The sequence below is a fragment of the Achromobacter sp. ACM05 genome, assembly GCF_019218915.1.
In the GTDB taxonomy this organism is placed as follows: domain Bacteria; phylum Pseudomonadota; class Gammaproteobacteria; order Burkholderiales; family Burkholderiaceae_B; genus Achromobacter; species Achromobacter animicus.
In genome coordinates this window covers 421075-445139 of record NZ_JAHUWQ010000004.1, presented here as the reverse complement: position 1 = coordinate 445139, position 24065 = coordinate 421075, and the positions used below count along the sequence as shown (strand labels likewise).

The 24065-nt window shown below is 66.3% G+C and carries 21 protein-coding genes; 14 read left to right on the top strand and 7 right to left on the bottom strand.

The window, feature by feature from the left end:
* Positions 1 to 58: 58 nt before the first annotated feature.
* The 3 genes from KW836_RS24250 to tssJ form a co-directional block, all read right to left on the bottom strand.
* Positions 59 to 838, bottom strand: coding sequence for a DotU family type IV/VI secretion system protein (locus KW836_RS24250; RefSeq protein WP_175123334.1), 780 nt, complete (start codon positions 836 to 838; stop codon positions 59 to 61).
* Positions 839 to 854: 16 nt separating this feature from the next.
* Positions 855 to 2201, bottom strand: a complete 1347-nt coding sequence (gene tssK, locus KW836_RS24245; RefSeq protein ID WP_218344993.1) for a type VI secretion system baseplate subunit TssK — start codon at positions 2199 to 2201, stop codon at positions 855 to 857.
* Positions 2202 to 2285: 84 nt separating this feature from the next.
* The gene (tssJ, locus tag KW836_RS24240; RefSeq protein WP_175123332.1) at positions 2286 to 2903 is read right to left on the bottom strand and encodes a type VI secretion system lipoprotein TssJ; all 618 of its coding nucleotides are present in this window, start codon (positions 2901 to 2903) and stop codon (positions 2286 to 2288) included.
* A 156-nt stretch (positions 2904 to 3059) separates the two neighbouring features.
* Between tssJ and KW836_RS24235 the strand changes: the two genes are divergently transcribed.
* The 12 genes from KW836_RS24235 to KW836_RS24180 all read left to right on the top strand — a co-directional run bounded on the left by KW836_RS24235 (position 3060) and on the right by KW836_RS24180 (position 20059).
* Complete coding sequence (locus KW836_RS24235; RefSeq protein WP_255596190.1) at positions 3060 to 3746, top strand: tetratricopeptide repeat protein; 687 nt, start codon at positions 3060 to 3062, stop codon at positions 3744 to 3746.
* A gap of 70 nt (positions 3747 to 3816) precedes the next feature.
* Complete coding sequence (gene tssB / locus KW836_RS24230) at positions 3817 to 4332, top strand: type VI secretion system contractile sheath small subunit (RefSeq protein ID WP_008168611.1); 516 nt, start codon at positions 3817 to 3819, stop codon at positions 4330 to 4332.
* The gene (gene tssC / locus KW836_RS24225; protein ID WP_175123331.1) at positions 4325 to 5818 is read left to right on the top strand and encodes a type VI secretion system contractile sheath large subunit; all 1494 of its coding nucleotides are present in this window, start codon (positions 4325 to 4327) and stop codon (positions 5816 to 5818) included. The genes tssB and tssC overlap by 8 nt, the downstream gene beginning before the upstream one ends.
* 48 nt (positions 5819 to 5866) lie before the next feature.
* A complete protein-coding gene (locus KW836_RS24220) occupies positions 5867 to 6370 on the top strand; it encodes an Hcp family type VI secretion system effector (protein ID WP_105237422.1) in 504 nt (167 codons plus the stop codon).
* Positions 6371 to 6434: 64 nt separating this feature from the next.
* Positions 6435 to 6920, top strand: a complete 486-nt coding sequence (gene tssE / locus KW836_RS24215) for a type VI secretion system baseplate subunit TssE (RefSeq protein ID WP_105237423.1) — start codon at positions 6435 to 6437, stop codon at positions 6918 to 6920.
* A gap of 51 nt (positions 6921 to 6971) precedes the next feature.
* Positions 6972 to 8810: a type VI secretion system baseplate subunit TssF gene (gene tssF, locus KW836_RS24210; RefSeq protein ID WP_175123330.1), complete on the top strand. Its 1839-nt coding sequence runs from the start codon at positions 6972 to 6974 to the stop codon at positions 8808 to 8810.
* On the top strand, positions 8774 to 9865 hold the full coding sequence (gene tssG, locus KW836_RS24205) for a type VI secretion system baseplate subunit TssG (protein ID WP_175138886.1): 1092 nt from the start codon (positions 8774 to 8776) through the stop codon (positions 9863 to 9865). The genes tssF and tssG overlap by 37 nt, the downstream gene beginning before the upstream one ends.
* A gap of 22 nt (positions 9866 to 9887) precedes the next feature.
* Complete coding sequence (tssH, locus tag KW836_RS24200) at positions 9888 to 12599, top strand: type VI secretion system ATPase TssH (RefSeq protein ID WP_218344992.1); 2712 nt, start codon at positions 9888 to 9890, stop codon at positions 12597 to 12599.
* A gap of 16 nt (positions 12600 to 12615) precedes the next feature.
* Positions 12616 to 15330: a type VI secretion system Vgr family protein gene (locus tag KW836_RS24195; protein WP_218344991.1), complete on the top strand. Its 2715-nt coding sequence runs from the start codon at positions 12616 to 12618 to the stop codon at positions 15328 to 15330.
* 2 nt (positions 15331 to 15332) lie between these two features.
* Entirely contained in the window at positions 15333 to 16298 is a 966-nt protein-coding gene (locus tag KW836_RS24190; RefSeq protein ID WP_255596189.1) for a DUF4123 domain-containing protein, read from the top strand.
* On the top strand, positions 16295 to 19438 hold the full coding sequence (locus KW836_RS24185) for a T6SS effector BTH_I2691 family protein (protein WP_218344990.1): 3144 nt from the start codon (positions 16295 to 16297) through the stop codon (positions 19436 to 19438). The genes KW836_RS24190 and KW836_RS24185 overlap by 4 nt, the downstream gene beginning before the upstream one ends.
* Before the next feature lie 12 nt (positions 19439 to 19450).
* Complete coding sequence (locus KW836_RS24180) at positions 19451 to 20059, top strand: hypothetical protein (RefSeq protein ID WP_175138881.1); 609 nt, start codon at positions 19451 to 19453, stop codon at positions 20057 to 20059.
* Positions 20060 to 20090: 31 nt separating this feature from the next.
* Here KW836_RS24180 and KW836_RS24175 read toward each other — a convergent pair whose 3' ends face one another.
* Complete coding sequence (locus KW836_RS24175; RefSeq protein ID WP_218344989.1) at positions 20091 to 20456, bottom strand: hypothetical protein; 366 nt, start codon at positions 20454 to 20456, stop codon at positions 20091 to 20093.
* Between the two features lie 133 nt (positions 20457 to 20589).
* On the opposite strand from KW836_RS24175, the gene KW836_RS24170 reads away from it, so the two are divergent.
* Together KW836_RS24170 and KW836_RS24165 are read left to right on the top strand one after the other, a co-directional pair.
* Positions 20590 to 21237, top strand: a complete 648-nt coding sequence (locus KW836_RS24170; RefSeq protein WP_175123323.1) for an OmpA family protein — start codon at positions 20590 to 20592, stop codon at positions 21235 to 21237.
* A gap of 69 nt (positions 21238 to 21306) precedes the next feature.
* Positions 21307 to 21633 carry a 4a-hydroxytetrahydrobiopterin dehydratase gene (locus KW836_RS24165; RefSeq protein ID WP_175123322.1) on the top strand — a complete coding sequence of 109 codons (327 nt, stop codon included), beginning with the start codon at positions 21307 to 21309 and terminating at the stop codon, positions 21631 to 21633.
* An 18-nt stretch (positions 21634 to 21651) separates the two neighbouring features.
* Here the strand turns inward: KW836_RS24165 and KW836_RS24160 are convergent, their stop codons facing one another.
* The 3 genes from KW836_RS24160 to KW836_RS24150 are packed head-to-tail and all read right to left on the bottom strand — an operon-like array spanning position 21652 to position 23968.
* The gene (locus KW836_RS24160; protein ID WP_218344988.1) at positions 21652 to 22107 is read right to left on the bottom strand and encodes a MarR family winged helix-turn-helix transcriptional regulator; all 456 of its coding nucleotides are present in this window, start codon (positions 22105 to 22107) and stop codon (positions 21652 to 21654) included.
* The gene (locus KW836_RS24155; protein WP_175123320.1) at positions 22104 to 22346 is read right to left on the bottom strand and encodes a hypothetical protein; all 243 of its coding nucleotides are present in this window, start codon (positions 22344 to 22346) and stop codon (positions 22104 to 22106) included. The genes KW836_RS24160 and KW836_RS24155 overlap by 4 nt, the downstream gene beginning before the upstream one ends.
* Positions 22343 to 23968 carry an FAD-dependent monooxygenase gene (locus KW836_RS24150; protein ID WP_218344987.1) on the bottom strand — a complete coding sequence of 542 codons (1626 nt, stop codon included), beginning with the start codon at positions 23966 to 23968 and terminating at the stop codon, positions 22343 to 22345. Before KW836_RS24150 ends, KW836_RS24155 begins: the two co-directional genes overlap by 4 nt.
* Positions 23969 to 24065: the final 97 nt, after the last annotated feature.

The window sequence follows — 24065 nt, the reverse complement described above, 5'->3', positions numbered from 1 at the left end:
TGGGCCGGAAGGGACGGGCCCTCTCATGCGTGGCCCGCCCGGGTCTTGCGTGCCGCCGCTAGGGCAGCGAAATCGTCAGGTGCGCGGCACGCGGACCCAGCTTGACGATGTCGTGATAGGGCGCCATCGCGGTCTGCATTTCGGTGTTCAGGAAGTGGCCCATGCCCAGGAAGGCGAGCAGGCCCAGCAATGCGAACAACGCCATGATCGACCACAGCGGCACGTCGCGCTTGAGCGTGTGCGCCACCTTGTCGGGCAGCGGCCAGTGCGGCGCGAAACCGGTGCGCTTGCCGCGCAACAGGGCGATCTCGTCGCCCAGGCGCGCCGTCAGATACCCCAGCTTTTCCTGGCCTTCGATCAGGTACTTGCCCTGGAAGCCCAGCAGCAGGCACATGTAATAGATCTCCAGCGATTGCAGGCGCGGGGCGCCCTGCGCGCGCAGATCTTCTAGCCGGGCGAAGAAGTTCTCGCCCGCCAGTTGCTCGCCAAAGAGCGCAAGCTGCAGCGGCTGAAGCATCCAGGCGTCGCGGATCGCAAAGCCGGAATTGAGCACGGTCTCGTCCACGGCGGCACAAAACGCGTACTTGGTCGCGTACACGTCCTCGGCGGGAATATCCATTTTCTTGGCGGCGCGCTCGTAGTCCGCCAGGAACTGCTGCACGTGGGCGGAGAAGGCGGCCGCGTCGGCGGGCTCCTGGCCGCTCTTGAGCAAAAAAAGCATCAGGAAGCCGTCGTACATCAGATCCAGCAACGACCTGGCGGGACGGCTAGCGTGAAAGGCCGCCGCGTGCGGCGGCAGCGTTGCGCCAGGCATCAGGGAGGGGGCGTCAGCAGTCATGGCGGTGTCGTTCCTGTCAGCGAGTCACTGCGATCAGATCCAGCTTCAGTTCGGGAATCCCGGCGGGGGCATAGATGGCAATGCTTCGCGCCTGCAGCATGCGGTCATACAACGAACCGCGCGTCTGCAACGCGAAATAGACAGCGCCCGGCTTGACGGGCACGGCGGGCGGCACCTGCGGCGTATAGGAAAGCGGCACGCCCGGCATGGCGGACAGCACCAGCTTGTCCACGTCTTCAGGCGCGCCCACCTTGAAGCGCATGGGCACGCTATCGGCCAGTTCGGCGGCGGGCATCGCGGCCTGCACCGCCAGATACAGCGAGGTGGTCTCGTCCAGCTTTTCGGAATCGAGACGGCCCATGTGGAACGAGGGACGCAACTCTTCGAGCACGATCGAGAAGTACCGGGTCGAGATCACCGTTTCGAGCAGGTCGCGCAGGATCTCGTCCATGCGGGCGAACGCCGGTCCGGGCGCATCGTGGCGATACACGGGAAGATCCGCCAGCGTGTGCACCTTGGAAAAGGTCATCAACGCGCCCGCCAGCCGCGCCAGTTCCTGAAACAGGCGCTCGGGATGCAGTTGCGGGTGATGGAACAGGTGCGACAGCGTGGCGTAGGCCTCGTTTGCGGTGTGCAGCAGCCAGAACGAGGCGACGTCGCCGGAGCGGAACTCGATGATGTTCTTGCTGGGTTCGCGATGAAAACCGTAGAGCGCGTTGACCTTGGCCTGCAAGGCGTCGAGCAGCCGCCGGAGCAGCTCGTGCAGGGCGCTGGAGGCGGTCAGCGACAGGCTGGGCGCAATGAAGGTCGTGTCCAGTTCATAGCTGGCGTTGGCCGTGCGCCGCACGCGCGCCACGGGAATTGCCAGCAGTTCGTCACGCGGTTCGAATTCGGAGATCAGGCGCACGTCCTTGCGCAGGAATGCGAGCTCGGCGGAGGCCGCGCCGGTATAGAGATCGGGGGCGGGGGTATTGCTGTGCGTGTAGCGGGAATCGAAGCTGCCCGACGTCTGGGCGTCGCGGTAGTTGCCGCCGATTGCCTTCAAAGGATGGATCGCCAGATAGAACACGGCTTCTGTCACGCCATCCAGCGCGGTCAACGCGACAGGCGGTGGAAGTTCATCGCCATGTGGCGCGCTGTAGAGTTCGCCGTCCGGAAACACGGCGCTCATTTCGGTGGCGCGCAGCATGCCGTTGGCGAGCGCCGAGGCATCGAAACGCGCAGAGCGCAGACCCCATGCATAGGGGTGCAACGCGCGGGCCATTTCGGCCAGCCGATCTTCGTGATACGCATCCTGCCGCTGGAAATGCTGCGGCCGGAGGAACAGACCTTCGCCCCAAAGGACTTTGGCGGAGTAACTCAAAATACGCGCTCCCTGTTTCGTCTTTCCTGGTTTCTCTATTGCTTTAAGAATTGAAGGATGTGAACGGCGGGCGGCTTTGATGCGTCAGCCTGGACACTGCACGCCGGACAGGCGTGACGGATCGTAGGCGGGTACGCCCGCAGGCAACGTGGGGCGGCCCTTGGCCACCGTCAGCGCGCAGGCATGCGCGCCCAGCACGATGCCGTCGTCTTCCACATCCTCGACTTTGAATACGTACTTCCAACGCATGGGCGCGGGTGCATAAAACAGCCCGGCGACAGCGATGTAATCGGCTTGCTTGGGGACTTTTTCGACGGTTTCGTAACGCTGTCCCGGCGTGAGTGTGAGCTCGCGCGAACCCAGCATTGATTCCCCCAGCGCTGCCTTTTCCCCGGCAGTGTCTATCAATTGCGTGAGCGGCGCACGCTGGAATGGCTCAGGATTCTTCAGGTAGTATATTTTTGTAACGACCGCCATCGCCTGGCCGGCGCCGGCATTCAAATTTTCTCCGGCGTGAATCGCCAGGTTCACTTCCACAGGCGCGTTTTCGGGCTTTTTCAGGCCCGCCATCTCCATCGCATTGCCCGTCAAACCGGCCACCGCGCCGATGGCCGAAACGGCTGCACATCCAGTAAGGACGGTGCTCGCGAGCGCACACGACAACCCCGTGAACAAACGTGATAAACGGATATGTTTGGACATGGCTCTTTATACCGGAAGTGTGTGAAGCAATACAGATCACGGCACGATACGTGCAAATTCGACGCAAGTAACATGAAGAAACGTGCTGTAGCGCTGCACTAACAAAAGGTTGATGAAATACGGCCCCTGGTTACAACCTTGCTAGGTGCTTAAAAAATGCCCTTCTTCCGCCTCGTTGTCATCGCAGGTGTCGTTGCATTGATGACCGGCTGTGTGTCGGTCAAGCCGCAGTCCGAAGCCGAGTACAAGCAGTCCCTGGCCGACGCCGAAAAGACGTTGGCGCAGAAAGACGCTGACCAGGCGGTCGCGCAATTTGAAGAGATCGCGCAGCGCAATCCGTCCAAGGGCGAACCCTGGTCCTACATTGCAAAGATCCGCTTCGACCAGCAGAAGTACGGGCAGGCGATCGTGGCCGCCGACGAAACGTTGAGCCGCGATCCGGATGACTTCGTGGCCAAGACGGTGCGCGCCGTCGGTGGCCTGCGCGTGGCCATGCAGTCCCTGGCCGATGTGCGCGCCGACGCGCTGCTGGCCGGCAATGCCCGCCCGGACGCCGTCGCGCTGGCCGAGGCGATGCGTGAAACGCTGGGCCAGGACGTCCTGTTCCCCGAGGGACGCCGCCCGCCGCCCCGGCCGCGCCAACCGCGCAAGGTGGATCCGGCACCTGCAGTCAAACCGGCAGCGGCGCTGCCCGCTGCGGGGTCGCCTGCCGCAGGATCGCCTGCCGCAGGATCGCCTGCTGCATCCCCAGCCGGGTCCCCGTCTTCGCAACAACCCGCCAGCCCGCCTGCCCAGCAGCCCAATCGCGCGCCGAATCCGTTCGGCGACCTGCTGACCAAATGATTCGCCTTGGGGCGCCGCCCTGGCGGCGTCTCCCCGATCGACAGACAAGATCCTTTGCACGGAGCCGTCCATGGCCAAGAAAGAAAGCGTTCAGAAACGATTGCAGAAAGTCCGTCCGCCGCGCGTTCAGCTCACGTATGACGTGGAGAAGGGCGACGCCATCGAACAGAAGGAGCTTCCCTTCGTGGTCGGCGTGGTGGGCGACTTCTCTGCGCAGTCCGAGGCCGAGCTGCCCCGTCTGAAGGACCGCAAGTTCGTCAACATCGACGTCGACAACTTCGACGACGTGATGCGGGGGCTGGAGCCCCGCGCGGCGTATCGCGTGAAGAACCGCCTGACTGATGAAGGCGGGACGTTCGGCGTCGACATGAAATTCCGCTCGATCGAGGACTTCCGTCCGGAAGCCGTCGTGCAGCAGGTGGATCCGCTGCGCGAGCTGCTGGACATCCGCACCAAGCTGGCCGATCTGCGCAACAAGCTTGCCGGCAACGACAAGCTGGAAGACCTGCTGGGCGAAGTGCTGACCAGCACCGAAAAGCTGCAACAGCTCACCAGCGAGACCGACAAGGGAGGCCGCAATGAGTAATTCCGCCGCCGCACAAAACACCGCCGCCACCGCCACCGAAGCGCAAAGCGGGCTGCTGGACCAGATCGTCGAGCAAAGCCGCGTCGCCAAATCCACCGCCGAGCACGACCGCGCCAAAGACATCATCGGCGAGCTGGTGCGTGAGGTGATGAAGGGCACCGTCGTCGTGTCCGACAATCTGTCGGCCATGCTGGACGCGCGCGTCGCCGAGCTCGACCGCCTGATCTCGGCCCAGCTCAGCGAAGTGATGCACGCGCCCGAGTTCCAGAAGCTGGAGAGCACCTGGCGCGGCCTGCACTACCTGTGCCAGGAGACCGACACCAGCCCGATGCTGAAGATCAAGGTGCTGAACACCACCAAGCGCGACCTGGTTCGCGATTTCCAGACCGCGATCGACTTCGATCAGAGCCTGATGTTCAAGAAGGTGTACGAAGAGGAATTCGGCACGTTCGGCGGTGCGCCGTTCGGGGCGCTGCTGGGCAATTTCGAGATCACGCGCCAGCCCGAGGACATGTATTTCATCGAGCAGATGTCGCACGTGGCGGCCGCGTCGCACGCGCCGTTCATCGCGTCGGCGTCGCCGGAGCTGCTGGGGTTGGACAGCTTTGCCGATCTGGGTCGCCCGCGCGATCTGGCCAAGGTGTTCGATACCGTCGAATACACCAAATGGCGCAGCTTCCGCGATTCGGAAGATTCGCGCTACGTCGGCCTGACAATGCCGCGCTTTCTGGGCCGTCTGCCGTATGACCCGGTGGAAGGCACCACGGTCGAAGGCTTCAACTTCGTCGAGGACGTGGACGGCACCGACCATTCCAAGTACCTCTGGTGCAACGCCGCGTGGGCCTTCGGCGCTCGCTTGACGGCGGCATTTGCGGACTTCGGCTGGTGCGCGGCGATCCGCGGCGTCGAAGGCGGCGGCCTGGTCGAGAACCTGCCCACGCATACGTTCAAGACGGACGACGGCGAAATCGCACTCAAGTGCCCGACCGAGATCGCCATCACCGACCGGCGCGAAAAGGAACTGAGCGATCAGGGCCTGATCCCGCTGGTGCATTGCAAGAACTCGGATTACGCCGCCTTCTTTGGCGCCCAATCGGTGCAGAAGGCCAAGAAGTACAACACGGACAGCGCCAACGCCAACGCGGTGTTGTCGGCGCAGCTGCAATACATCTTCTCAGTATCGCGCGTGGCGCACTACCTGAAGGCGATGATGCGCGACAAGATCGGCAGCTTCGCATCGGCGCAGTCCGTAGAGAGTTTCCTGAATCGCTGGGTATCGCAGTACGTGCTGCTGGACGACAACGCGACGCAGGAACAAAAGGCGCAGTTCCCGCTGCGCGAAGCATCGGTGCAAGTGGCCGAGGTGCCTGGCCGCCCTGGCGTCTTCCGTGCCGTGGCGTTCCTGCGGCCGCATTTCCAGCTTGACGAACTCTCGATCTCGTTGCGCCTGGTCGCCGAATTGCCGGCGCAGGCCCAGAAATCCTGAGCGTCATTGCACTGACAACTCATCCATCATCTGAAGAGGCTATCAACAATGAAGGACATCTACGTCAAGTTCGGCAATCCGGCGCTCAAGGGCGAGTCGCAGGACAAGGACCATCCGGACTGGATCGAAGTCAGTTCGTGGCGCCACGAGATCATCCAGCCGCGTTCGGCCACCGCATCGACCTCGGGCGGCCATACCGCCGAGCGCACCGAACACGGCGAAATGGTCTTCACCAAGGATCTGGACGTTGTCAGCCCGCTGCTGTATCAGCACGCGTCGGGCGGCACCACCTTTGACGAAGTGACCATCGACTTCCTGCGCGCCGACGGCGAGGGCAACCGCGTCAAGTACCTGGAGATCAAGCTCAAGTACGTGATCATTGCCCGCGTGGCGCCGGAAGTCGTGGCCGAAGGCCTGCCGCACGAAACGTTCTCGCTGAAGTACGCCGCCGTGCAGTGGAAGTACACGCAGCAGAAGGTGGGCGGCAATCAGGGCGGCAACGCCCAGGGCGCCTGGAGCCTGACCAAGAACGACAAGACCTACTCGGTCTGATCTCCGCCGGGCAGGCACGAAGACCGCGGCCCGAGAGGGTCGCCGTCCTTCTTTTGAGGCCCCGATGAAAGGATTCGAACCGAGTCTCTTCGACAAGCTGTTCGAAGCAGAGGGCCAGTCGCCCTATGCCTTGCGGCGCTTGTCGATCGAGGAGATGAAAGAGACGGTGGCGCGCGACATCGAGGCGCTGCTGAACACCCGCATGGTGTTCACCGAGGAGGACCTGCGGCGGTACCCGAACTGCCGGCGTTCCGTGCTGACGTACGGGCTGTCGGACTTTTCGGGACTCAGCCTGGCCAGCCACTACGACCGCGAGTTCATCTGCCGTTCGCTCGAACAGGCGATTGCGCGCCACGAGCCCCGGCTGACGCACGTGCGGGTCATGCTGCAGGTCGACAGCCGGGCGACGTCGGTGCTGTATTTCGCGATCACGGCCATGCTGGATGTGGGGCCCGCCCACGAGCCCGTGACCTTCGACGCCACGCTGCAGCCCTCGACCTTGCAGTACTCCGTGACCAAGGGTTGGGCCAAAAGCCCGGCCACGGTCTAGCGCATCAACCCGCGGTGCAGGTGCCCTGGCGCGCCGGACAGGAAGACATCAATGGAAGAATTGCTGCCCTATTACGAGCGCGAACTTGGCTTCTTGCGCACTTCGTCGCGCGACTTTGCCGAGCGTTATCCGAAGATCGCCGCGCGGCTGGGGCTGTCGGGCGAGACCTGCGAGGATCCGCACGTCGAACGCATGATCGAGTCGTTCGCTTTGTTGAGCGCGCGCATCAACAAGAAGCTGGACGATGATTACCCCGAATTCACCGAAGCGCTGTTCGAGGTGATGTATCCGCATTACCTGCGGCCGTTTCCTTCGTGCAGCGTGGCGCAGTTCGACTTGGGCGGCGCGGGCGCGCAATTGACCGCACCCGTGCGCATCGGGCGAGGCACCGAGCTGAAATCCCATCCGGTACGCGGGGTGGCGTGCCGCTTCCGCACCGCCTATGACGTCACGCTGGCCCCCATCGAGGTCCGGCGCGCGGCGTTCGAGTCCAGCGCCAATGCGCCGGCCACGGCCAAGCTGCCGGCCGGCGTCACGGGCCGCTTCTCCATTACGCTGGGCTGCCTGGGCGAGAACCAGCACTTCGGCATGCCGGGCGTCGACCGGCTGCGTGTCTATCTGCACGGCGAACCGTCGTTCGTGGCGGCGCTGCGCGACGCCCTGTTCCTGCGCGCGGCTGCGGCCTATGTCGAACTGCAGCCGGGACGGTGGGACCGCCTGGCCACGATTCCGCTGGCGCAGGTCGGGCTGGCCGAGGAAGATGCGCTGATCGACTTTCCCGCCAGCTCGCACCCGGCGTACCGCCTGCTGGCCGAATACTTCGTGTTCGCCGAAAAATTCAATTTCGTCGATATCGACCTGAGCGCGCTGCGTCCCCATCTGGGCGCCGTGCGGCAATTTACGCTGCACGTGCCGGTCAGCGGGGTGCGCGCCGATTCCAACACGGCGCGGCTGCTCGAATCGACATCGGCGGACAACCTGCGGCTGGGCTGCACGCCGGTGGTGAACCTGTTTGCGCAGCGCGCCGATCCGATCCGCGTGACGCACGCCGCGGCGTCGTATCCGGTGGTGGCCGATGCGCGTCGCGCGTACGGATACGAGGTCTATTCCATCGATCGCGTGCGTCAGGTGCGGCAGAACGCCCAGAACGATACGGTGGTGGACTTCCGGCCGTTCTACTCGCTGCATCACGGCGAATCGCCGGAGTCTGCCGGCCACTACTGGACCATGCGGCGCGATGCGTCGATGGCGCAACGCAGCCCGGGGTACGAGACCGAGATTTCCATCGTCGACATCGATTTCGATCCCTCGGTGCCGCAGACCGAAACCCTGAGCCTGGACCTGACGTGCACCAATCGCGACCTGCCGGCGAGCATCGCGGTGGGCCAGTCGGGCGGCGACCTGTTCCTGGAAGGCGGCACGGTGGCGCGCAGCATCCGGATGCTGCGCCGGCCGACGCATTCGCACCGTTTCCAGCAGGGGCGCGCCGCCCACTGGCGGTTGATTTCGCATCTGGCGCTGAATCACCTGTCCCTCGTGCAGAGCGGCCTGCCCGCCTTGAAGGAAACGCTGCGCCTTTACGACCTGTCCGGGTCGGCGGTCGCCGCGCGTCAGATCGAAGGACTGATCGGCCTGGACTACAAACCGGCCACGCACTGGATGCCGGGCGAACCTTTCGCCACATTCGTGCGCGGGATCGAGATCCGCCTGACCGTCAATGAAGATCACTTCGTGGGCACGAGCCTGCATACCTTCGTTGCCGTCATCAACCGCTTCTTTGGCCTGTACGTGCACGCCAACAGCTTTGTGCAATTGGTTGTGTTGTCGCGCCGCGGCGCAGAGGAATTACTACGATGCCCCCCATGCAACGGCGACGCCATCCTAGCGTGATGGACGCGCTGCTGGCAGAGCCGCAGCGCTTCAAGTTTTTCCAGGCCGTACGTCTGCTCGAGCAGTGCTTCGCGCGGCAGGAACGCGGCGCGACGCGCCATACGGTTCCCGTGCACCTGCGCTTTCCCAATGCCCCCGGGCTGGCGTTCCCGCCCAGCGAAGTCGTCGATGCGGTGGCGTATGACAAGGACGGCGAGGCGTTGGCCGACGAGGCGGCGCGCCAGGCTGCCATTGCCGAGGGACGGTTGGGCCGTGTGGAAGTGACGCCGGCGTTCTTTGGTCTGCTGGGCGGGCAGGGGGCGCTGCCGCTGCATTATTCCGAGATGCTGGCAAACCGGGAGAGCCTGCGGCGCGACCGCGGCGCGCGCGCCTTTTTCGATATTTTCTCGAACCGGGCGGCGGCGCTGTTCTACGCCGCGTGGAAGAAGTACCGCATGCCGCTGCGGCACGAAACCGAACAGGACCATCACTTTCTGCCGCTGTTGCTGGCGCTGGGCGGGATCGGTCATCCGGCGCTACGCGACCGGCTGCACAGCGGCGCGGGCAAAGTGTTCGACGAGTCCGTGGCGCATTACGCGGCGGCCGCGCGCCAGCGGCCTGTTTCGGCGCCGATGCTGCAGCGCGTGTTGCAGGACTACTTCGGCGTGCCCCTGCGCGTGGAGCAGTTCGTGGGGCGCTGGTATGACGTGCCGCCGCAGAACCGTACCCGATTGGGACAGCCGGGCGCGGTACTGGGCGTGTCCGCCCTGGCGGGCGATCGCATCTGGCAGCGCGACCTGCGCATACGGTTGTGGATCGGACCGCTGCCGCGCCAGGCCTTCGCCGATTTCCTGCCGGGTGGCGAGCGCGCGCAGGCGCTGGAAAAGCTGTTGACGATGTTCGGCGGCATGACCTTCGAGTACGAGGTGCGGCTGGTGCTGGCGCGCGAGAGCGTCATGCCCTGCCAGCTCGGCGAGGGCGGTGACGTGCGCCTGGGCTGGAATTCGTTCCTGTGCACCGGCCCGGCCACTGAGGACCGCGACGACGCCAGTTATGAACTGCACACCATCCATTGAACCGAAGACAAGCTAAAGACACATGGCCACTCCGCTGAAGACGTTGATCGGGAAGTTGAATCAGACCTGCCGCCAGGCCGCCGAGCGCGCGGCCAGCCTGTGCATGGCACAGGGCCACTATGAGGTGGATCTCGAGCATCTGTTCCTGGCGCTGCTGGAAAAGCCGGCCAGCGACGTGAGCATCATTGCAAGGCGTTGCCACATCCAGGCTGATGCGCTGGAAGCCGATCTGAAGGCGGAGATCGACCGGTTCAAGAATGGCAACACGCGTACGCCCGTGTTTTCGGCGCATCTGCCCAAGCTGTTCGAACACGCGTGGCTGATCGCGTCGCTGGATACGCAGACCACGCGGATCCGTTCCGGGCATCTGCTGCTGGCGCTGCTGACCGAGCCCGATCTGGCGCAGCTGGCGCGCCGGGGCTCGCCGCTGTTCGAATCGTTCCGGCTGGACGAACTGAAGCACGATTTCGCCGCCCTGACGCAAGGGTCGGAGGAGACGGGGCAGGCGGTGGGCTTGGCCGATGACGCGGGTGGGCAAGAAGCGCCCGGGCAGCCCGCGCCGGGCTTGTCGCAGACGCCCGCGCTGGACCAGTACACGACCAATCTCACCGAGCGTGCGCGGGAAGGCAAGATCGATCCGGTCATCGGGCGGGATGCCGAGATCCGCCAGATGATCGACATCCTGACGCGCCGGCGGCAGAACAATCCAATCCTGACCGGCGAGGCGGGCGTGGGCAAGACTGCGGTGGTCGAGGGGCTGGCGCTGCGCATTGTCGCGGACGACGTGCCGCCCGCCTTGGCCGGCGTCACGTTGCGCGTGCTGGACATGGGCCTGCTGCAAGCCGGGGCCAGCGTCAAGGGCGAGTTCGAAAACCGCCTGAAGAACGTGATCGACGAGGTCAAGAAGAGCCCGTCGCCCATCATTCTTTTCATTGATGAGGCGCACACGATGATCGGCGCGGGCGGGCAGGCGGGGCAGAACGATGCCGCCAATCTGCTCAAGCCCGCCCTGGCGCGGGGCGAGCTGCGCACCATCGCCGCCACGACCTGGAGCGAATACAAGAAGTACTTCGAGAAGGACGCCGCGCTGGCGCGGCGCTTCCAGGTCGTCAAGGTCGAGGAGCCGGACGAAGCGCTGGCGGCGTCGATGCTGCGTGGCATGGCGCCGCTGATGGAACGCCACTTCGGCGTGCGCGTCCTGGACGAGGCCATTGTTGCGGCCGCGCGGCTGTCGCATCGCTACATCACGGGCCGTCAGTTGCCGGACAAGGCCGTCAGCGTGCTCGACACCGCCTGCGCGCGCGTGGCGCTGGGCCGCAGCGCCACGCCGGCGCTGATCGACGATGCGCGCCATCGCCTGACGCGGCTGCGCACCGAACGGGAGGCCCTGCGCCGCGAGGCCGCCACGGGGGCGCCGCAGGCGCGGCTGGCGGAACTGGACGCGGAGATCGCCAGCGTGGAAGCGGCGCTGGCCGACGCGGAAGGGCGTCACGTGGCCGAGATGGCGCTGGTCGACAGGATCCAGGCCTTGCGCGCCGAACTGGAAGCCCAGGGGCAGGAGGGGACGAGCGGGGATGCGGCTGCTGCGCCATCCGCCGCGCCGGCCGCCGGACGCCGCAAGCCGGCGCCCGCGCCGCTTACGCCCGAGCAGCAGCGCCTGGCCGGGCTGATGGACGAGCTGCGCGCCTTGCAGGGCGAGCAGCCGCTGGTGCCCGCCTGCGTGGACGCCCAGATCGTGGCGGAGATTATTTCCGCCTGGACCGGCATTCCGCTGGGCCGCATGGTGAACGACGAGATCCGCACCGTGCTGCAATTGCAGCCCATGCTGGCCGAGCGCGTCATCGGCCAGGACCACGCGCTGCATGCCATCGCGCAGCGTGTACGCACGGCTCGCGCCGGGCTTGAAGATCCGGACAAGCCCAAGGGCGTGTTCCTGTTCGTGGGCCCGTCGGGCGTGGGCAAGACCGAGACGGCGCTGGCGCTGGCCGACATTCTTTACGGCGGCGAGCGCAAGCTGGTCACGATCAACATGAGCGAGTACCAGGAGGCCCACAGCATTTCCGGACTGAAGGGCTCGCCGCCCGGATATGTCGGCTACGGCGAGGGCGGCGTGCTGACCGAGGCGGTGCGGCGCCAGCCCTACAGCGTGGTGCTGCTGGACGAGATAGAAAAGGCCCATCCCGATGTGCTGGAACTGTTCTTCCAGGTGTTCGACAAGGGTGTGATGGACGATGCGGAAGGGCGCGAGATCGACTTTCGCAACACGCTCATCATCCTGACGTCCAACGTGGGGTCCAGCACCATCATGCAGGCCTGCCTGAACAAGCCGGCCAGTGAACGCCCGTCGCCGGAGCAGTTGGCGGAACTGCTGGCGCCGCAGTTGTACAAGGCGTTCAAGCCGGCGTTCCTGGGCCGCATGAAGACGATTCCGTACTACCCGGTGGACGACGACGCGCTGGCGCACATCATTGGCCTGAAGCTCGGCCGCATCGCGCGCCGCGTCCAGGCCACGCACCGCGCGGCGTTCGACTGGGACGACGGATTGGTGGAAGCCGTGCTGGCCCGCTGCACCGAGGTCGACACGGGCGCGCGCAATGTGGACCACATTTTGAATGGCGCGCTGCTGCCGGAGATCGCCGAGCAGGTGCTTGGCCGCATGTCGCAGGGTGAGGCCATCGCCAAGATCCGCGTGACCGCGGGCAAGAACCGCGAGTTCCGGTTCCGGATGAGCTGACGAGGGAGACGCAGACATGGCCCTTGAATCCGCTGCCGCCGGCCCGCTGGGCGCAGGCTTTACGCAGGCCGATCGCCTGTTGGACCTGACCACGCCGCTGGGTCAGGACACCTTGCTGGCCGAGCGGCTGCAGGGCCGGGAGCAGTTGAGCGGCGGCGGCTTCGTGCTGGACGTGGACGCGCTGTCCGGTGATGCCCACATCCCGCTGAAGTCGCTGATCGGCCAGTCCGCGCAGGTCAAGCTGCAGACCGCCTTGGGCCGGGACGAACACCGCGTGTGGTGCGGCGTGGTGACCGAGGCGCGCTTCGAGGGCGCCAATGGCGGCTTTGCGCGCTACCGCCTGCGCATCGAGCCATGGCTGGCGCTGCTGCGCCAGCGGCGCGACAGTTTTGCGTTTCAGGACCTGTCGGTGATCGACATCGTCGACAGCGTGTTTGGCGATTACAAGGGCCAGGGTGCGCTTGCGCCCCAATGGCGCTGGGAAGTGAAGGATCGCGATGCTTACGCCAAGCGCAGCCTGACGATTCAGTATCGCGAAACCGACTTCGCTTTCGTGGAGCGTCTGCTGGCGGAAGAGGGGCTGTTCTATTGGGTCGAACATGAAGGCGGCGACGGGGAACCCGGTACGCATACGATCGTGATCGCCGATCACAACGGCGCATTCGAGACCGGCCCGCAGGACAGCGTTCCCTTCCAGCGCGCCGATGCGACCGAGGAACAGGACTCCATCCAGGCCTGGCGCCAGCACCGCGCATGGCGCACCAATGCCGTGCGGCTGGCCACCTGGGACTATCGCGCCATGCAGGCGCGCAAGGTCAGCGCCCAGGTCGAAGACAAGTTCGCCAATGCGCTGGAACTGGCCGACTCGGATTACCCCGGGCAGTATCTGTACGAAGACAGCGCGCAGGGCGAGCGGCTGGCGCACAACGCGCTGGCCGCGCAGCGCGTTCGCCAGTCGTTGTTCGAGGGCGAAGGCACCGTGCGCACCCTGGCGCCGGGGCAGCGCTTCACGTTGACCGGGCATTGGGGGCCCTCGCAAGGCGCAGGGGCGGACTTCGTGGTCATCGGCATCCGCCACGAAGCGCGCAACAACTTCGACGAAAGCCTCGGGCAGGCCGTGGCGCAGGCGCTGGGCGCGGCGGGCGGCGGGGCTGTGGAAAAGGCGGATGGCGAGGCGGCGGACTTCTATCGCAATCGCTTCGAGGCCATTGCCGCTACGCTGGAGTACCGGCCCAGCACACGCGACGGCCACGGCGCGCGCCTGCATCCGCGCCCCACCGTGCACGGCGCGCAGACTGCGCTGGTGGTGGGCGCCGGCGATTCGGTGCACACCGACCGCGATCATCGCATCAAGATCCAGTTCCACTGGCAGCGCGGCAGTGCGTCGAGCAGCCGGCAGGACCATCCGGCCGGCGACGACAATGCGCCCGCCAGCGAGGCGCTGGGCACCTGGGTGCGTGTGGCCGAGCCCGTCGCCGGATCGGATTGGGGCGGGCATTTCGTTCCCCGGCTGGGGCAGGAGGTGCTGGTGCAGTTCCTGCATGGCGATATCGACCGGCCTGTCGTCGTGGGCGCGCTGTACAACGGCGCGGGCACGGAAAACGCCGCGAACAACCAGGTGCAGGGCGGCGCGGCCAATGCGACCGGCAATGCGCCCGCCTGGTTCGCGGGCAGCGAGGCGGGGCACGCGCACAACGTGGTGATGTCGGGCTTCAAGACCCAGGCGCTGGCGTCCAGCGGACAGGGCATGGGCGGTTACAACCAGCTCGTGCAGGACGACACGCCGGGCCAGTCGCGGTTGACGGCCTCGACCACGCAGGCCGAATCGCGATTGAACCTGGGGCACCTGAAGCAGCAGCGCGACAACGAGCGGCTGTCGGACCTGGGCCATGGCGCCGAGCTGGCGACGGCCGAGGCGCTGGCGCTGCGGGCGGGGGAAGGCCTGCTCATCAGCGCCCACAAGCGCGAAGACGCAACGGGCGGGCTGCTGGACAGCGAAGAGGCCATCCAGCAGATGGAAAAGTCCATCGAGCAGGCCGCCGAGCTGTCCGCAACGGCCGGCCGCCAGGAGGCCCTGTTGCCCGGCGACAACGACAAGCCGCGGGCGCTGAACGAGCTGAATGCGGTGCGCGAAATCATCGAAGGCACCAAGTCCGACGCAGAACACCGCGTGCCGGCCTACACCCAGCCGCACATCCAGGTCAGCGCGCCCAGCGGAATCGGGCAATACACGCCGCATAACGCGTACACGGTGGCCGGCGCCACGCTGTGCCAGATTGCCCCGGACGTGAACTGGGCGGCGGGCGCGAATCTGGCGATGTGCGTGGCGCAGGGCGTCGCGCTCTTTACCAAGGGACTGGGCGGCAGCGGAAGGGCGGTGCAAGAGCAAGGCATCCGCCTGCACGCCGCCGGTGGAAAGCTGCGGCTCCAGAGCCAGAAGGCGCGCATGCGGCTGGCGGCGGAAAAGGCGGTGACGCTGGCGTCGGCGCAGGGCGCGGTGGACGTCAATGCGTCCAAGAAGGTGCTGGCGACGGCCGCGGGCGCGTACATGCGGATCGAGGGTGGCGGCATCCAGCTGCATGCGCCCGGCAAGGTGGAACTGAAGGCCGGTGTGCACAACTGGGTGGGACCGCAAAGCGGCGCCGGACCCGCGCAGCCGCCGCAGGGCGACATGGAAGGCTGCGCCGCGGCGCTCGAAGACGCGGCCGGCAGCGGCGCACTGGCGGCATGACGATGGATGTGACGTTGGACATGACGTTGGACATGACGACCCGCCAGCCCGAGTATTGGACGCCAGCCGCCGAGGCCCGCGTCGAGCACGCCATTGCGGGCCTGCGCGCGGTGCTGGACGCGCGCGCCGACCGCCGGGTGCTGCTGTTGTGCGATTCGACGCTGGCCGATCCGCTGGGCGAGAACATCGCATCGGCCGGTCTGCGGCGCTGCGAGGTCGACCTGATTTCACAAGGGGCAAGCGCGCCGCCCTTGTATCTGGCCGAGGTGCCGGATGAAGTGCGGCACGAACGTCTGATCAACCGCAGCCTGCGGCTGGCGGTGGACGAGGCGGTGCGCCCGGCGCCGGCGGCCAAACGGCCCCGCTCGATGTCGGCATGGCTGGCCACCGATCTGCCGCTAGCCGAGGTCGCGCAGCGCCTGGTGCTGCGCGCGCGCCTGCGCGATGCGCAGGGGCGCGTGCGCATCCTGCGGTTCTGGGACCCGCGCACCACGCAGTTCCAGAGCGAGCTGTACGCGGGCACGGCGCCGGCCTCCTGGATCGAGGGCGTCACGTGGATGAGCGTGGACGGGTTCGGCCAGTGGCAGACGCTGCCGGACGCGCGCGGCCCGATGCAGACCGTCACGCCCGATTGGCCGCGTCTGGCGCGGCTAGGCCGCGTCAACGCCGTCCTGCAACGGCTGAACGCGCAAGGGCTGCGTTATGAGACGCCGGCGCTGGAGGCGGTACGGCGCGCGCTGGATGCCGCCGCGGCGTGCGGCATCGCCGATGACGAGGACGCGGCGCTGTTCGCGGCCTGGCGCGTGCGTCTGGCCGCGCCGCTGGAATGCGCGCCTTCGTTCCTGGCGTTGCTGCGCGAAGTGCGCGAGGAAGGCGGCCGCCTGTATCGCGCCGCCGAGGACATGGACGACGAGGATTGGCAGGCGTTTGCGCACGAGGCGCAGGCGCGGGAGGATCTGCAAGCATGACGACTGACTACGACGCGCTGCCCTGCAAGGGCAAGTTCTGCGGCCGGCCGGGCCTGCCCATCCTGCCTATGCGGATCGCCTACGTGCCGGGCGGCAAGAACGACCTGCCCGACGGCGTGTACATGGATCCGGAGCTGTACTACGAGACCATGCGCCAGGGCGCCTACATGCTGCGCGCCATCACCGCCGGCTACGTCTACATCTGGGATCCGCGCCGCAGCTACGGTTGGCGCGCATTCGCGGCGACGGCGACGGGCCAGATGAAGGAAGTGCCGGTCGACGACGACAACCGTCCGTCCGAACAGCCCACGTTCACGTGCACGCGCGAGGGTCACGGCCTGGAATCCACGCTGATCAATGTGGAGGCGCCGGCCAACGCGTCGCGCACGGTGTGGGTGGGATACTCGCGCGTATGGTGGACGCGCGACATCCGCCGCGATCTGACCCGCGACGAACGCTGGCGCAAGAAGATCATGGTGGAGCTGGACGCCAAGGCGGTGTGGGGCGGCGGGTATCCCAAGCCCGAGACTGGCTACCGCGTGGCCGAGGACGGCGCCAATCTGGCCAAGCACTCGATCGAGTTCCGCGACGCGGCTGGCGCTGCCACGCTGTTCAGCAATACGCTGTCCCCGGCCGTCAACGTGTTCGGCGGGCAGGGCGCGGCCGTTGCGGCCAAGATGCGGCAGATGACGCCCAAGGGCGGCATCGTGCTCGCGCTGCGCGACCCCGTCGGCATCCTGGCCGACGTGGCGACGTGGCGCAACAAATGCATGGGCGAGCTGGCCGAACACCATCTGGACCCCACGCGCATGCGCGAAGTGGGCGTCGCGCAGATCATCGACGGCCTGCAGAAGCAGATGGGCAACACGGGCGACGAGATCCGGCGCCTGCGCGAACGTGTCGATACCGGCAAGGTCGCCAAGACGCTCAGCGACAACAAGGTCGCCATCGACCGCATGCGCGAGAAGATCGAAGGGGCGGGCAAGGACTGGGCGTGGTGGTATGGCCGCGAAGCGTTCTGGCTGGCGCTCAAGGCTTATTCGCCCAAGGACGCTGCGGCCGGCGAGCGGCTGGAAGAGGACATGGCGCTGTGCGTGGATGGCGCGGGCGCGATCGAAAGCGAACACAAGGCCATCGACGATTCGCTTAAGGACGAGGACAGCGACAGCACCTATGCGGCGATCTGGCGCGCGCTGGCGGCGAACGACGGCGAGCTGCTGGGTTTCCTGGACCGCGAGGCCAAGGGCAAGGTGATCTCCAAGCAGGTCTCCAATGTCCGCAGGATGATCAAGAGCTACAACGACTGGATCAAGGCGCGGGCGGCCAAGGGCCAATTGCCGCCGATGCGGGTGGCTGGCGCGGCGATCGGCCGGTTCATGGCGACGCAGCTGCTGCGGCTGACCCTGGCGGGCGACCCCATCGCCGAACGTGTCGCGGCGCGGGTCACGCTGACGATGTCGGCGCGGATGAACATCGTGATGGCCGTGCGCACGCACACGACCACCTTGCCGCGGATGATCGCGGACATGCATCAAATCGTTTGGGAACCGAACCCGGCGACGGTGACGGTGGGCGCGGGCAGCAGCGAGGGCCTCGGTGCGAGCAAGCAGATGCAGTCCGGCTGGATGGGCACGCAGGCCGAACGCTCCACGCCGGTCACGCTCAACTACATCATTCCCGAGGAAGTGGATGCGCAGTTGAACGCCGCGGCGGCGGCGCCGCCCCGTCCCGGCGGCGGCCCATCGCCGGCGCTTGCGCTACCGGCGCCCGCGCCCGTGCTGGCGCTGCCCGCACCGACCATGTCGCCGCTGGCGGGCCTGGTCAAGTGGGCAAAGTCCAAGGACGGCGCGAATGCGGGGGCGACTGGCGTGCTGACGCTGGTGGCGCTGTATGCGTCGGTCTCGGACTTGCGCAACGCGCAGGTTGTGCAGGACGCCAAGGCCGCGCGCAAGGCATGGTTCGGCATCACGTCGGGGGTGTTGGGCGTGGGCAGCGTCGCGATCGAAGTGACCGCGGGCGCGATCGGTGCACGCGTGGGCGCCAACACCGCCTTCACGATGAACCTGAAATTGAACATGCGCCTGACTGCGGTGCGGACGGCCGGCGCCGTGTTTGCGGCAGCGGCCACGTTCGTCGACGGCGCCAACAACGCGCTGAATGCGATCGACCAGTACGATGTGAAGAACTACGAGGCGGGCAACGCCTATGCCACCTCATCCGTGTTCCTGCTGTTGTCCGGGTTGACCGGCGTGGCCACCGCCCTGGTTTCGTTGGGCGGCGCATTCAGCACGGCCGGGGTGGTGGCGGGCGCGGGGGGCTTTGGCAGCGCGATGGTCGGCCTTACCAGCGGCGGCACGGTGCTGCTGGGCATTCCCGTGTGGGGATGGATTGCGCTGGGCCTGTGCCTTCTGGCTGCCGGGTTGTACTTCAAATTCTGGGGCGACAGCGCCAAGGAAAGCGAACTGGAAGTCTGGTTCACGCGTTGCTGCATGCGCTCCGCGCAGTTCTCGGACGTGAAGGATCGCGAACTCTATGCGACCCGGGAAGAGGAACTTGAGGATTTCAACTGGGCCGTGTTCGGCGTGCGCGTGATGCTGGAGTGGAAGGGCTTTAAGCAGGGGGAAATCTTTGGCCGCGATCGTCTGGTGCTGGACGTGGTGATGCCGGGCTATACCGAACACAGCGATTACGCATACATCCTGAAGCTCGTCGGACCGGGCATCAGCGTCATCGTGGCAAGCAAGGGATCCCCGCGCGCGACGGACCCGGATCTGCTGCCGCGTGGACCATCCGATATGCAATGGGTGCAGGGGCGCCCGCGCGAGGAGACCTGGGCCGACCGTGTGGATAACTACGTCGACAATATGACCTCCCGCCCCGGGTGGGCGGATGCCTGGCGCTGGATACGCAAGGATCGCAGCCAATCCATCGAGTTCACCGCCAAGCCTTGGGACGAGTCGGTTCAGTTCAATGTGAGCAGCGGCCGCGGGGTGCTGCGCACGGAAGTGCTGGTCGATGACGATATTTTCAATGAAGCGATCCTGAAGGTCGAATACTGGCCCGACCCGGACCGCATGCCCGACATCCGCTCGGTGCCCATGGGCCCCGGCGGTTCAAATCTTGTAAGAGCGACTAACTGACAAGGCGCACGCATGAACAGCAACGAACGGATCCCGGTGTCGGTCTATACGCGATGGCACCAGTTGTCGGTGCCCCTGGCGTTCGCGCTGGCGGCAGGCAGCTTTATGCTCGTGGTCTTCAACCGCGGGCCGATCGGGCTGGCTGCCGTGCTTGCCGTGTTGGGCCTGCTCGTGCCGCCGCTGGTGGCGTTCAGGGGATTTCCCACGCGCAATGACGTCAAGGTGACGGCCGAGGGGCTGGAGTTCTCGCGCCGCAAACCCGTTGCCTTCAAAGATCTGGCTAGTTGGGGCACGGACGATTATCTGAAACTGGTCCGCCCCGGTCTGCCGACCCTGCTGGTCAGCGCGGCGGACTTGCCCAGGCGCGAGCGCCTGCTGCGCGAATTCGAACAGGCATTGACGGCGTGGCAGAAGCGCCAGCCTGCAGGCACGCAGGCTGCGCGCCGCACGCATTTCTATGGGTCCACGGCGGGGCGTCTGGTCGGCTTGGCAATCACCGCCCTGGGCGCGGGATCGGCCATCATGGCGCTGAACCTGCGCGAGCCATCGGTGTCGCTGGCCATCGTGGGCGGGCTGGGGGCGTTGTTCGGGCTGGCGATGGTGTTTGGCCGGCGCGGGTGATCGCACCGCTGATGGCCCGCGACGGCGTGGCCTACCGGATCGTCGGCACACGGGCCGAATCCGAGAACACGACGCTGATCGACGTGTTCGACGTCAGGCGCAGGCTCACGTCAGCTTGAGGATGAACCGCGGAGCCCACCGTCTTGGCGGAGGTCCAGATCAGCCCAAACAATGGCACGGCTGCCGATACCAGATCGCCGATTCCGGGCGCGGGATTGAGCGGGGCACGCACCACCGCGCTGCTCATGCCTGCGTCGCGGCACAAGGCCTGGAGGCGGGTGACGGCGAGTTCCAGGTCGTCGACGTTTTCAAGGAAGAAATCCGCTTTTGCGCCGCACAAGCGGGCGAGTTCGTCGCCGGCCATCCTGTTGAAAAAGTAGGTGCGCGCCGCAGACATGGGTTTCTCCATCGGAAGCGCCATCTTAGCGTTGGCCGCGTACAAAATGTTGCCCGGCGCCCCATTTCCCCTTGCTAGCATGATCCACGCCGGAATGATCCGGCATCTGGATGGATGGACAGTGGAGGTTGCCATGAATTCAAGAAGAACACTCAACCGTATCGCCGTGATTGTGGCGGCGGGTGCCTTGATGGCCGGTTGCGCGACGCAACAGCAAACGAATACCGCTGTCGGTACGGGCGCGGGCGCGGCGTTGGGCGCGGGCATCGGCGCGCTGATCGGGCACGGCAAGGGCGCTGCGATCGGGGCCGGCATCGGCGCGGTGGCGGGCGGCCTGGTGGGCTACAACTGGAAGGTCGTGAAGGATGACGTGCAGAAGTCCGGCGCGTCATCGCTCGGCATCGACGTCGTCGAAATGCCCGACGGCAGCCTGAAGGTCAACATCCCGAGCGGCGTGTCGTTCGATACGGACAAGACGCAGCTCAAGCCGGCGCTGCTGCCGGTGCTGGACAGCGTGGCGCGTTCGCTGAATCAGCATCCCGAACTGCGGGCCAAGGTGGTCGGCCATACCGACAGCACCGGTGCGCTGGCGCATAACCAGACGCTGTCGGTGAACCGCGCCAAGAGCGTGACGGATTATCTGGCCAAGCAGGGCGTGGCCGGCACGCGTCTGACGGTGGAAGGCCGCGGTCCGAACGACCCGATCGGCGACAATGCGACCGCCGAAGGGCGCGCGCTGAACCGGCGCGTAGAGATCTACCTGTACGCGGTCCAGCAATAAACGCGGGCGCGTCATTTGCTGACAGGCGGCTGGCGCGATGCGCCGCCGCCTTTCTTTACGGAGTCTGACATGAGCGATTTTCCCCCCGCCCGCATCGGCACCGATATCGCGATCGCCGCGCTCACCGGCTGGCAGGCCGTGGCCGGGCGCGATGCCATCGAAAAGCGCTACCGCTTTCCCAATTTCAATGCCGCGTTCGGTTTCATGGCGCGGGTGGCGATGTTCGCGGAAAAGCTGAACCATCACCCCGAATGGACCAACGTCTACAACCGCGTGGACGTCACGCTGACCACGCATGACGCCGGCGGCGTGACCGAGCTGGACGTGCGGATGGCGCAGTTCATGGACGAAGCCGCCGAGCACGCGGGTGCGACGGCGCCGAAAGCACAGCCCTGAACGAGGCTGCCGCCGCGCTCAGTCCGCGGCGTCGCCGGCCTCGGCTTGCAGATGGCCGATCAGGCGGTCCAGCATATCGCCGAATTGCCGCTGTTCGTCGGCAGTCAGGCAGCCGAAGATCTCTTCGTTGCGGTGCGCGATGAGGTCGATGATGCGGCGGTAGTGCGTCAGGCCCTCGGCGGTCGGCGCCAGCACGACGCCGCGTCCGTCTGACGCCGACACCGTTTTTTCCACCAGCCCGCGATCCACCAGTGCCTGCGCGGAGCGGCTGGCCTGGCCCTTGTTCAGGTTGGCAGCGCGCGCCAGGTCATTGACCGAGAGCGGCGCAAACCGGCCGATGGCGGCCAGGCACCGCGCCTCGCCCAGAGGAATGTCGCAATCCTTCAAGTAAGCCCGATTCGTGTCCCGGTCCGTGATCTTGTTGAGCACGTGCAGGCGGTAAGTCAGGAATCGTTCCAGAGGGGGCGTTTTCACGTCGGGCGGGCGGGATCTGCGCCCGCGGAAGATGAGGCCGGATAGTTTGCCATAGCGCCGTCCTCGAGGCTGGCGGCTTCGGCCTGCGCCAGCAGGGCCAGCGCGTCCTGCGTGGAAGGCAGGCGGCTCAGCAACGACAAGCCGAGTATCGACAGAAAGAGCGGCGCGCGCGATTCGCCGACGCGCGTCAGCGCCTGCGCCATGCTGGTGTAGACCTGATCCAGAGATTCGTTGTTCATGCTTGGCCTTTCGGGGTGGCGTTCTCGTGCAGCGAGGGGTAGTAGGGCGCCAGCGCGGCGCGCAGTTCAGCGGCGGCGGGCGCGATCCAACGGCCCAGCACGTAACCGTCCGGACGGAGCAGGTAGACCGCGCCTGCCTGATTGCCGTAACGCGCGGCAAGCTGGCCGTGCGGGTCGGCCAGTCCGCCTTCGCCTGCCCGCAGCACCCGCAGTGGCTGGGGCGCGTTCTGCGTGTCCGCAGCCAGTGTGTTCAAAGCCGCCGACAACGCCGCATCGGGCGCAATGGCCAGCGCGACGAAGCCCGCGCCAAAGCTGGCGGTCAGGTACTGCGGGGACTCGCCGTCTTGCAGCAGCACGTCGGGCGCGGGCTGTCCGGGCGCGGCGGCGGGGCCGGCTTCGGGCGCACGGTCCTCGCGGTTCAGCGGCGAGGTGTCATAGGAGATAGGTGCGGACTGGCGCGGATTGATGAGCGACCGCACGCCGTCGTCCACCAGGGCCAGGCGCAGCGCGGCGTCGCGCATGAGCCGGAAGCCGAAATCCGGCGGCGCCATGAATTCCGTGCTTTTGGCGCCATAGGCCAGGTTCTGCCGCGTGGCATGAACGCGCTCGATGCTGTAGCTGTCCAGCAGGGTGTCGGGCGACTGGCCCTTCAGCACCCACGCGAGCTTCCAGGCCAGATTGCCGGCGTCGTCCAGCCCGGAATTCAGGCCGCGCACGCCGAAGATCGGCACGAGGTGGCCCGCGTCGCCCGCGAACAGCACGCGGCCGTGGCGGTAGCGGCCCAGCGTCAGGCACTTGGCGTTGTAGATGGAGATCCAGAGCGGCTTCCAGGGCGCGGTCTCGCCAATCATGTCCAGATGGCTTTGCACGCGCGGCAGCACGTTTTCCGGCTTGACGGCCTCGTCGGGGTCTTCGTCGTCGCGGATCTGGTAATCGACGCGCCAGATGTTGCCGGGCTGGCGGTGCATCAGCAGCGTGGAGCCGGGATTGGATGGGGGATCGAACCAGGCCAGGCGCTCGACGGGCCGTTGCGATTCCTGTTCGATATCGACGATGACGTAGCGGCCTTCGTACTGCATGCCTTCGAGCTTCAGGCCCATGGCTTCGCGGACGGTGCTGCGGCCGCCGTCGCAGGCGACGAGCCAGTCGGCGCGCACCGTGTGACGGGCGCCGCCCGCCTCCACCTCGACCGATACGCCGTCGGGACCGGGCTGCACGGCAGTGACGCGTGCTGACCAGGCGAGGGTGGCGAGGCCGGGATGGCGCTGCATGGCCTGGTGCGCGAATTCCTCCACGTAGTACTGCTGGATGTTCACCATCGGGGCATACCGCTGCAGGGGATCGTGCGGCATCTGGAAGTGCAGGACTTCGCGGTCGCGGTAATAGCTGCGCCCGCCTGTCCAGGCCAGCCCGGTGTCGATCAGCGGCCGGTCGGCGCCGATCCAGCCCAGGATTTCCTGCGACCGGCGCGATATGCAGATGGCGCGGCTGCCGCTGCAGTAGGCTTCATCGGCCTCGATGGTGAGCGAGGCAATGCCGTACTCGGCGAGCAGGGCGGCCAGGGTCAGACCGACCGGACCGCCGCCGGCGATCAGCACGGGAACATGCGAAGGGAGCGTCATGCCGTCTCAAGAATTTGGTTGTTTGCGCAACTATATTCCTGGTATGTTGCGCACGCAACCAAATTTTGAAGACGATAAAAAACCCGCCGAGGGGCGG

What these genes read in the sequence shown, in the direction of transcription:
- KW836_RS24235 (WP_255596190.1), top strand. Translation starts at nt 3,060, where the DNA reads ATGCCCTTCTTCCGCCTCGTTGTCATCGCAGGTGTCGTTGCATTGATG.
- tssG (WP_175138886.1), top strand. Translation starts at nt 8,774, where the DNA reads ATGCCCCCCATGCAACGGCGACGCCATCCTAGCGTGATGGACGCGCTG.
- KW836_RS24170 (WP_175123323.1), top strand. Translation starts at nt 20,590, where the DNA reads ATGAATTCAAGAAGAACACTCAACCGTATCGCCGTGATTGTGGCGGCG.
- tssE (WP_105237423.1), top strand. Translation starts at nt 6,435, where the DNA reads ATGAAAGGATTCGAACCGAGTCTCTTCGACAAGCTGTTCGAAGCAGAG.
- KW836_RS24185 (WP_218344990.1), top strand. Translation starts at nt 16,295, where the DNA reads ATGACGACTGACTACGACGCGCTGCCCTGCAAGGGCAAGTTCTGCGGC.
- tssC (WP_175123331.1), top strand. Translation starts at nt 4,325, where the DNA reads ATGAGTAATTCCGCCGCCGCACAAAACACCGCCGCCACCGCCACCGAA.
- KW836_RS24150 (WP_218344987.1), bottom strand. Translation starts at nt 23,968, where the DNA reads ATGACGCTCCCTTCGCATGTTCCCGTGCTGATCGCCGGCGGCGGTCCG.
- KW836_RS24165 (WP_175123322.1), top strand. Translation starts at nt 21,307, where the DNA reads ATGAGCGATTTTCCCCCCGCCCGCATCGGCACCGATATCGCGATCGCC.
- KW836_RS24220 (WP_105237422.1), top strand. Translation starts at nt 5,867, where the DNA reads ATGAAGGACATCTACGTCAAGTTCGGCAATCCGGCGCTCAAGGGCGAG.
- tssF (WP_175123330.1), top strand. Translation starts at nt 6,972, where the DNA reads ATGGAAGAATTGCTGCCCTATTACGAGCGCGAACTTGGCTTCTTGCGC.
- tssJ (WP_175123332.1), bottom strand. Translation starts at nt 2,903, where the DNA reads ATGTCCAAACATATCCGTTTATCACGTTTGTTCACGGGGTTGTCGTGT.
- KW836_RS24250 (WP_175123334.1), bottom strand. Translation starts at nt 838, where the DNA reads ATGACTGCTGACGCCCCCTCCCTGATGCCTGGCGCAACGCTGCCGCCG.
- KW836_RS24175 (WP_218344989.1), bottom strand. Translation starts at nt 20,456, where the DNA reads ATGTCTGCGGCGCGCACCTACTTTTTCAACAGGATGGCCGGCGACGAA.
- KW836_RS24180 (WP_175138881.1), top strand. Translation starts at nt 19,451, where the DNA reads ATGAACAGCAACGAACGGATCCCGGTGTCGGTCTATACGCGATGGCAC.
- KW836_RS24195 (WP_218344991.1), top strand. Translation starts at nt 12,616, where the DNA reads ATGGCCCTTGAATCCGCTGCCGCCGGCCCGCTGGGCGCAGGCTTTACG.
- KW836_RS24155 (WP_175123320.1), bottom strand. Translation starts at nt 22,346, where the DNA reads ATGAACAACGAATCTCTGGATCAGGTCTACACCAGCATGGCGCAGGCG.
- tssB (WP_008168611.1), top strand. Translation starts at nt 3,817, where the DNA reads ATGGCCAAGAAAGAAAGCGTTCAGAAACGATTGCAGAAAGTCCGTCCG.
- tssH (WP_218344992.1), top strand. Translation starts at nt 9,888, where the DNA reads ATGGCCACTCCGCTGAAGACGTTGATCGGGAAGTTGAATCAGACCTGC.
- KW836_RS24190 (WP_255596189.1), top strand. Translation starts at nt 15,333, where the DNA reads ATGGATGTGACGTTGGACATGACGTTGGACATGACGACCCGCCAGCCC.